Source organism: Acidobacteriota bacterium, assembly GCA_030949985.1.
Taxonomy (GTDB): Bacteria; Acidobacteriota; Polarisedimenticolia; order J045; family J045; genus JALTMS01.
Genome location: JAUZRX010000050.1, coordinates 1 through 8,914 on the forward strand (window position 1 = coordinate 1; position 8,914 = coordinate 8,914).

Below are 8,914 nucleotides of genomic sequence, written 5' to 3' on the forward strand. Positions count from 1 at the left end.
TCCACCGCGACCACCTCGGCAGCACCCGCCTGATGACCGACGAGAACGGCATCGAGATCGGCCGCTGGAAGTACTTCCCGTTCGGGATGGAGGCGACGGTGGAGGAGAGCGGGGATCAGCGGATGAAGTTTACGGGGCATGATAGGGATGGGGAAGTGGAGCTAGACTACATGCTAGCTCGGTACCACGGAATTAGCCTGGCAAGACTGCTCAGCGTCGATCCAAGTGGAAGAAGTGCCCGGAGGGGAGCGCCGCAAACATGGAATCGCTTCAGTTATTCTGTGAACAACGCGTTGAACCGGGTGGATCCAGATGGCAGGCTCTCGTATCTTGTCGCAAGAAACGGTCCGGCCAATAGTAGCCATATGTTTAGCGTCACTCACGCTCGCTACGTAGGTGATCCAAATGCGCGAGTTTTCTCCTTCGGAAAGTCGTCCCGGAAGGGAAGCGACGGAAAGCTCGGACGTGTTGATAACAAGACAACGGGGCTTTCCAAAGGTACTGCAACAAAGGATCAGGAAGTATGGAAGTCTCTCGGGACAAACGACGCAGCGGCGGGCGTGGACTACGTGGCAATTGCGGCGAAAGACGGCAAGGTGGCAAGCGTTGCGAGTGCGCTCGTGGAAAACAAAGACTACAGCCTGCTGGGCCCCAATTCGAACTCCGCAGCGCAGGCAACAGCGGATAAGGCTCAAGGCTCACCTGTCGCAACGCCCGATCGCTTTGATCCGGCAGTTGGCGCGGGCGATGCGGACGAAGTCGAATTTGACGAGAATCAGATCAGCCAGGATAAGGCTGCTGGGGAGCATGACGAGCATGTTCGGGCTCAAGCGCGACCTTCATCATGAGGTCGCGAACGAATACCGAAAACTGCACAGATCCTCATAGACGGTTGTCCGAGACAGGCTTGCCGTGGCTTCTTGCAGCGTCGCTCATGCCTCTGGTTGCTTCACTAGTAGCTGTTTCCGCCAATGAGCCGACTGCCTGGTCTCCATACCCCGCCATCGTTCTTGCGCTGGTGACATGCGGTTTCCCCCGCTGGCTGACAATTTTGATTGTCCCGGTGGTTTTCGTGGTTTTGAACCTAAACCTCGCGTCGATTCGGTATCGTAGAGAAGTTCGCCATCTACTGGTCTTGGTGGGACTATTGAGTGTCCTTAGCGTCTACTACTTTGCCTGCCGTTTGACTGTTGGCATTGATCACCAAGGTTTGACGTACTCGATTGCTGTCTCCATCGCAAACACTGTCATGGTAATGTTATTCTGGGTGTCATGGCTAGCATGGAGAAACAAGCTTACCGTCTTGAGGTCGTTGACGATTGCATTGCTTGCGTACTGCTGGATCTTTTGGTGCGCGTTCCCCTACTTTGGGGAAGGGCTGTAGACTGAAATAGGGGCGAATACCGCTTCGGGGAACTACTGGGCGTGGATCTTCGACAATGCCGAACCACCGCTGGTGTCCGTCAGTAGCGACGATGACGCCCTTGACGACTGCAACGTGGGCCAGCCACGCTTTTGCCTGGTTCGGGCAGACTACTTCAACTCGGTTTCCTCGTTGGTGGATCCTGCCGGGAACAGGACGGAAATTCACTACGACACCTCGTCCCGCAAACACCAGTACTTCGCCGGCAACAGCGCGGGGCCGCAGGACACCGCCTATTTCGGCAGGCCGATCAAGGAGCTGTACTACAGCGTTGCGGACGATGGATCTCGCAAGCTGGTGAAGAAGGTCGAGAAGACCTGGTCACAGAGCTACATTGACGATCCGGAATCGAGCGGTACGCTCTGCACCGGTGTCGGCTATGCCGTCCTCGTCAGCGAGAAAACGACCTACCTGGATGATACGGTCGGTGGCACGACGACCAAGGTGGTCAAGAGCTTCGAGGACTGGGTGACATGGGACGGCAGCGGCTACTACGGCCGCTTCGAGACGACCGTGCTCAGCGGCAATGGTATCGGGGAGTGGGAGAAGGTGGCGCACACCGACTACGCCAACGACAACGAGTTCTCGCCGGACAACGCTTGCTCGGCATCCCAGCAGCTCATCGACGGCTGGTTGCCGGGCGTGGTGGCGAGCGAGTGGGTGGGCACGCGCCCCGCGGGCGGCGGAACGACCACCCTCGAGACGCTCACCCAGCACGCCTACGACACGACCACGGGACGGGTGCAGGCCAGCGTGGCTCGCCTGGATCCGGAAAACGTCACCATCGACGCCTGCGCCAACACCCTCGGCGCCATCGGCGAGCAGAGCGGAGATATCGTCACGCTCGTCGAATACAACGAGGCAGGCAACGTTTCCCACCAGGGCGTGCGTTTCGGGGGTGTGACGGAAGAGGCCTTCGGCACCGATTTGACCTGGCAGTTCGGCGTGCAGGCGACGAAGAAGAACGTCGCGCTTTCCTACTACGACTCGATCGCCACGGTAGACCCGGATACCAGTCTGGTGACCAAAGAGGAGATCTTCGGCACCCAGGCGGGAGACCCGCTTGCGGTTTCAAAGACCTACGGCTACGACGCCCTGCAGCGCCCTGTCACCGAGCAGGTGGGCGACCTGGCCGCGACCCACTACGAGTATCAGACCGAGTCCCTCCCCGACGGGCGCCAGCGTCTGAAGGCGATCCGCACCTGGCGCGGCACCGGCGACGACCTGGCGGAAACCATCGGGCACCATGACTTCGCCGGCCGGGTGACGAAGAAGGAGAAGCTCAATCCCGACGGCAGCCGGTCCTACCAGCACGTGCGCTACGACGAGAAGGGCCGGGAGAGCTTCGTCTCGGAGTGGACCTCGAGCGCTACCGATGACGGCTCGCTGCCTGGTACGACCAAGGACTACACCTACATCACCAACATCGACGGCACCGACTACGTGGTGGACGACCCCTTCGGTCGAGTACGCAAGGCGACCGGGCCTCTGGGCGAGGTGACCGAGACCGACTACTTCGGCACCAACAAGACCGTGACCGTGCGCGGCATCGCCACCGGCCAGCAGACCGAGCAGGCCCAGGATGCGGTGACCACCTACTACACCGACGGTCTCGGCCGCCTGGTAGCGGTGGACAGCGCCGAGGGCGCGGACGCGGTCTACGAGTACGACGTAAACGACAACCTGACCAAGGTCAACCTTGTCGATGCCCTGTCCATGGCCCCGACGGCGAACGACCGCTACGCCACGAGCAACGCCGACGAGCAGGTGCGCAGCTTCGCCTACGACGCTCTCGGGCGCCAGACCAGCGCGACCCAACCGGAGAACGGCACCTCCGAGACCCTGGCCTGGAACGAGCTGGGCCAGGTCACCGAGACCCGGGACGCGCTGGGTACGGCCTGGGGTCACAAGACCGTACTCACCTACGACGCCGCGGGCCGCCCGACCCGGATCGAGCGGCAGGCTGGTAGCGATTTCACAGCCAGCTACGCCCCCGGCGACAGCACCTGGACCGCCAGCGGCTGGTCCACCACCGACAGCACGAGCTGCCTGGGCGAAGGCGCCTGGTACATCGGTGGCGCGGACTGCCACTACGCCCAGGCCGGCCAGCAGGTGGCGACCCTGGACTCGCCACAGATCGGCGGCGTACCCAATGGCGCCGTGCTGACCTTCCGCATCTGGCGCCAGGTGCGTCAGACGGCGAAGGATGTGGGCACGGTGGACAGCTTCCGGGTACTGGCTCGCAAGGCGACGACGGATCCGTGGCCGGCGGGAGCGACGGAACTCTACGCCGTCGACTCCTCCCAGATTTCCTGGTCCCGCTGGCGCCAGAGCCTGGCCCTGCGGATTCCGGTGGAGGAACTGGCAGGAGATCCCGCCGCGAACACGGTGGACCTGGAGCTACGCTTCGAATTCGACAGCACAGACACCAACGACAACGCCACCGTCAAGGGCATCGGTATCGGTCCGATCGACGTCAAGCGCTCACAGTCGGTGATGCTCTCCCAGATCGCCTACGACGAGGACCACTCCGACCGCAGCGTCTCGGAGACCAACCGTCCCCGGGGCAAGCCGACGACGGTGACGACCTACGACGAGGCGACGGGCGCGGTGATCCATGTCCGCAGCCTGCGCTAGCAGGAGCGCTTCGGCCTGGTCTCCGCGGAGCGCAGCGAGCTGGACTGGGAGCGGGACGGGGCCTTCGATAGTTTCGAGACGGCCTACAGCTACGACGACCAGCCCGGGGGCCTCGGTCTGCTGTTGCGCCAGCGGCTGCCCTTCCCGGAAGGTGCCTCCATCAGCCACCAGCACCCCGAATACGGCCTGAGCTACCGCCACGGCGCCCTGACGGGCGTGGCGATCTACGACACCGCGGGCGCCACCACGCCCTGGCAGGAGGTGATCCCCGACAGCGCGGCCACTGCCGGCATCGAGTACAATGTGGCCGGCGGCATCCACCGCCTGCGCTACGGCAACGGTACGGAGACCGTGACGGACGTCAACGCGGCCTTCCTGCCGAGCCGGATTTACGTGGAAGGGGCGGGGAGCGTGCTCTTCGATACCGGCAGCTACGCCTACGACGGCGCGCGGAATATCAAGCAGATCGGCAGCGACCTCTACCGCTATGATCTCGCGAACCGCCTGGACTGGGCGCGGATGAGCTACGAGAAGAACGGCACGTCGCAGAGCAACGACATCGACTATGTCTATGATCGCTACGGCAACATGACCGACCGGCTGGTCACGGGAGATACTCCACCCGACGGCCTCCACTTCTCCGGCCGGATCTACACCGCCGCGGGCGCGAGCTTCCCCGACAACCGGATCCACGGCGCCGATTTCTTGTACGATCAAAACGGCAACCTGACCCAGGAGCCGACCCACGACCAGGCCGGCGGCTTCAACTACTTCTTCAGCCCCGAAAACCGCTTGAGCTACGTGCAGAAATACTTGTCCGGCGGCGCGCTGCTCCAGCAAGCGAGCTACGACTCGGAAGGCAACCGCTGGCTGCGGATCACCAGTGCCAGCGGCGGCAAGGCCCTGATCACCCTGCGGGACGCGGGCGGCCAGGTGGTGGCGGACTACGAGGTCAAGAGCACGGACGACGTCCCCTCGCTGACCAAGGAGTACCTCCGCGGCGCAGGCGGCCTGCTGGCGATCCACTCCACCTGCGGCCCCCGCCCCGACCTGGTGTACGGCAACCCCCGCAAGGTGGGCACCGAGTACCGCTTCCACAAGTACGACCACATGGCCCCCTCGGGCGACTACCACATCTTCATCGAGTCCGAGTCGGGCCTGACCAAGACTCTGACCCGCCCGAGCAGTCTCGAGGACGAATTCGGCATCGACGAGAGCGAGTTCTTCCCGGGCGAGACCAACTGGATCAGCATCGAGACCACGGCGGAGTGCGGCACCACGGGCTACAGCAATGCCCTCTCCCTGCGCCGGGGCGGCGGAGGTGGCGGCTGCCTCAAGCAGGCCACCATGTTCCTCTACGCCCTGCGCACGGGCTTCGGCGACGACGGCTCCTCGAGCCAGGAGATCGGCACGTCGAACGACGGCTCGGACTGTCCCCTCGGCACGCTCTTCAATGCCTACTACCAGCCGGCGGGCAGCAACACCGTGGTCCTGCTCTACGCGCAGCCCCAGGGAATCCCGCGCATCCAACTCCCCGACCAACCCGCCGGCGCCGGCCACGGCCAGTACTGGTTCACAGCAGTCGACCCGGTGACCCTGGTCGAATTCGACCAGAGCGCCCCGATCACAGACGACGTGCGCACCACGACCCAGAACCAGAGCCCCGCGTCAGCACCCGCCTCCCACAACCTCCAATTCGTCCACCGCGATCACCTCGGCAGCACCCGCCTGATGACCGACGAGAACGGTGTCGAGATCGGTCGCTGGAAGTACTTTCCGTTCGGGATGGAAGCGGCGACGGAGGAGAGCGGCGACCCGAGGATGAAGTTCACGGGGCATGAAGATGACCAGAGCATCGGCGCTGCGCATATGCTGGCTCGGGTCGACGTTCTGGCACTTGCCATGTTCCTGTCAGTTGATCCGGGAGGTGTTCGGCTCGTATCACCGGGCAGCTGGAACCGATACATGTACGTGATGGGGAACCCGCTTTCATATTGCGACCCCTCCGGCGAAGATTCGTTCTGGGCGCTCCCACCAAAGGAACGAAGGTCGGTTGAAAGAGAGTTGGGTATAGTGCAACGAACTCTGAGTAAGCTGGGTGCTGGTGATGGAAGTGCAATTCTGGCTCCAGCAGGACCATACAGCATCTACGAGATGGTATTTGGTGGCCACGATTCAACATATGATGTCGAGTACCTTACTCCTGAACAGGATGGCTGGGCTGGTCTCGCGGCGCAGGGCTTTTTGGGGGGTAAAGCACAGATCGTTCTGAACTCGACTAGAATTGACAAGAGTGATGAACCACGACAACTGTTGAGAGTCCAAATGTTCACGGCTGCGCTCAGCTACCTTACAGGCAAGAAGGACACTGTTTCCTTGGCGCAAGTAGCTGTCAAGATGCGTGGCTTGCTTCGTCTCAGTGACAGGTTCGTTCGAGTGTGGCTGAAGGAGCTGATCAAGAACAGCTATATAGCGACACCGAATGGCCGCGCGCCTAGTAAGGCGACACAGGCTCTGCAGAACTTACTGGCCGATATTGAACGTGAAGGGAGAGCTGCTCGGATGATGATGGACGAGAGAAACGGCAACTGGATAAAGATACTCAGAGCCAGTCCCCAGTATAACAACTAGTCAACCGACAAGGTAGCTACGAACGCGGCGCAATTACATAGCCAGTGACCGGTTGGTCTATCCTATAGGGGCTTGTATAATGCTTGGGAGCAGGGGGATCTGTAGTTGTTGGCAGCTTTTGGGCACGCGGAGCCATCCTGGAGTCACGTTCTCTGGTTTCGTCGTGTCCCTGCTGATAGGTATCGGAACTACGATCGGGTGTGGAAACGGTAGGGACTCCTTTTACGCTGGGGGGGGCGCCTGCAGTGTGCCTCAGAATATGTTAGCGGTGCCCGTGGATGAGGTTGATGAGGGCCCTTCTGATGTGACGTACCGGTTTTTCCAGTCTGCTCTGGGGTTGCGCAGCTTCCAATGTGCGTCAAGAGAATACTCCTGCCGGATTCCGGCAGGGTACAACGTCGGGCTACTGGACAGCAAGATTCCGGAGATTCTGGCTCAGAAGGCAGATGTTGACAACTACCTGAGGGCACTGCGCGACTTCGATCGTGACCGACGTGTTTCCTTGAAGTCGCCGATCATGAATCTCTGGGTTCTCGTACTGCATTGTCAGAGCCCCGGTGGAGACGTTAATCTTGTATGGGTCTGTAATGCAGCATCGGTGGGTGTAGCAGAGCCCGCCACGGCGGTGGCGAAGAACCGCGAAACCGTATGCACGTGGATTGCGGAGGCGCTTTCAGATCAATGATCGCGTCGCAGTTCCTTTGAAGTTCACGGTGCCCCTTCGGCAAGCGCGCATGAAGTCGCCGGCTTGCTTCGCGGATCAAGCAACGTCCTTTCGTAAGCGGTTGGAAATCGGCGTCCTTGCGAAATCAGCGCGGAGGGTATGGGCGTTCAATCGCTGGCTTGGCCGGTGTGCCTCTTGAGCGGCGAGAGCAGCGGATCTTCGCCTGTATTGGTCCAGCGTGAACGTGACAAGTGGGGTATCGGGATAACGGAGACCGGCGGGCGGCGCAGTAGCCTCCGGCCGGCGGCGGTCAAGGACTTTTTGTTCCCTCGCCGTGTAACCCGCCACTTTCCCCCCCAGTTGCGAAAATAGCACCCCTGATTCGCCATTACCGATCATACACAGGCTGTATCCGGCGAATGCCGGCAAGTCACGGGCCGGTTCCAGGGGCCACAGATGGTGAAGTCTAGCAACGGTCCCAAACCAGCAGAACGCTGTGATCAACAGCCTCGCTTCAATCGGCTTTGAAATGCAAAAAATATCACTTCCAGAAGTAGAAAATGCGGCCTCCTCGGGTATAATGGTTCTGACATAGAAACACACCAAGGAGACCGCGAAATCAATGAAGCGTAGCAGAAAGAGCGTCCGCCGTAAAGCCGCTGTCATTCCCATCCTTCGGTTCGAAGACCAGTCGTTGACGTCCTGCTCTGGATTGGTCGTCTTCCAGGCGTTGTTCGCACGGCTGGGCCTGAATGAACGTCTTGGACGTTGTCTTCGATCGTCCTCCTCCGGGATTTACGGTCTTGGCGTGATGATTCGCTTGCTTGTCGTCCATCTCCTGCTGGGGTACCGCGAACTTCGCGACTATCGCTTCTACGAAGATGACGTTCTCGTCAAACGTCTCTTGGGCTTGAATCGGCTGCCCGACGTCTCGACCATCAGCCGGGAGCTGTCACGGGCGACACAGAAGGAGGCCGACAAGCTGCGGCGCCTGGTTTGCGAACTGGTGCTGGACCGCTTGGAGGTCCTGGCTCCGGCACGCTTGACTCCGCAGTTGCAGAAACTAGGCTCTGGATTCTCCGGGAACGACTGTTGATGGGCTGTATCTGGCGAATGACGGCAGGTGTCCATCTGGTTCCAGAGTTCACGGGCGGTGAAGTTCCCGGACCAGCGGTGGAGATCCGCTATCTGGGCGAGAACCCAACTCTACGCCAGCTCGAGGCGGGAAAGTGGACGCGTGGTTTTGCAACGCTGGGGTTGACGCTGGACTTCGACGGATCGGTTCAGTCGACGAAGAGACACGCTGAGGGGGCCGCGGTGGGCTTCAACAAGAAGAAGAAGGGTGCGCGTAGCTACTACCCGCTGTTTTGCACGATCTCCCAGACGGGCCAAGTCTTCGACGTCTTTCATCGCTCGGTAAACGTACACGACTCGAATGGCGCGAAACGGTTCATTCTGGCGTGTCTCCAGGCGATCCGAGAGAGGCTCCCTCGTACGAAGATCGAGGTTCGAGTGGACAGCGCGTTCTTCAGCGACGAAATCGTGACCCTGCTTGATGA

The 8,914-nt window shown here is 61.0% G+C and carries 5 protein-coding genes and 1 pseudogene; all 6 read left to right on the forward strand.

Annotation, left to right across the window (positions count from 1 at the left end; genetic code table 11):
- The coding region (locus tag Q9Q40_11170; protein ID MDQ7007780.1) for an RHS repeat-associated core domain-containing protein at positions 1-848 on the forward strand (848 nt) is incomplete at its 5' end.
- A gap of 608 nt (positions 849-1,456) precedes the next feature.
- Positions 1,457-4,060 (forward strand): hypothetical protein, encoded by a 2,604-nt coding sequence (locus Q9Q40_11175; protein MDQ7007781.1) that lies wholly within the window; start codon positions 1,457-1,459, stop codon positions 4,058-4,060.
- A gap of 123 nt (positions 4,061-4,183) precedes the next feature.
- On the forward strand, positions 4,184-6,691 hold the full coding sequence (locus Q9Q40_11180; GenBank protein MDQ7007782.1) for an RHS repeat-associated core domain-containing protein: 2,508 nt from the start codon (positions 4,184-4,186) through the stop codon (positions 6,689-6,691).
- A 274-nt stretch (positions 6,692-6,965) separates the two neighbouring features.
- Positions 6,966-7,376: a hypothetical protein gene (locus Q9Q40_11185; protein MDQ7007783.1), complete on the forward strand. Its 411-nt coding sequence runs from the start codon at positions 6,966-6,968 to the stop codon at positions 7,374-7,376.
- A gap of 601 nt (positions 7,377-7,977) precedes the next feature.
- Positions 7,978-8,451: a transposase gene (locus Q9Q40_11190; protein ID MDQ7007784.1), complete on the forward strand. Its 474-nt coding sequence runs from the start codon at positions 7,978-7,980 to the stop codon at positions 8,449-8,451.
- Positions 8,452-8,612: 161 nt separating this feature from the next.
- A pseudogene (locus tag Q9Q40_11195) lies at positions 8,613-8,914 on the forward strand (transposase).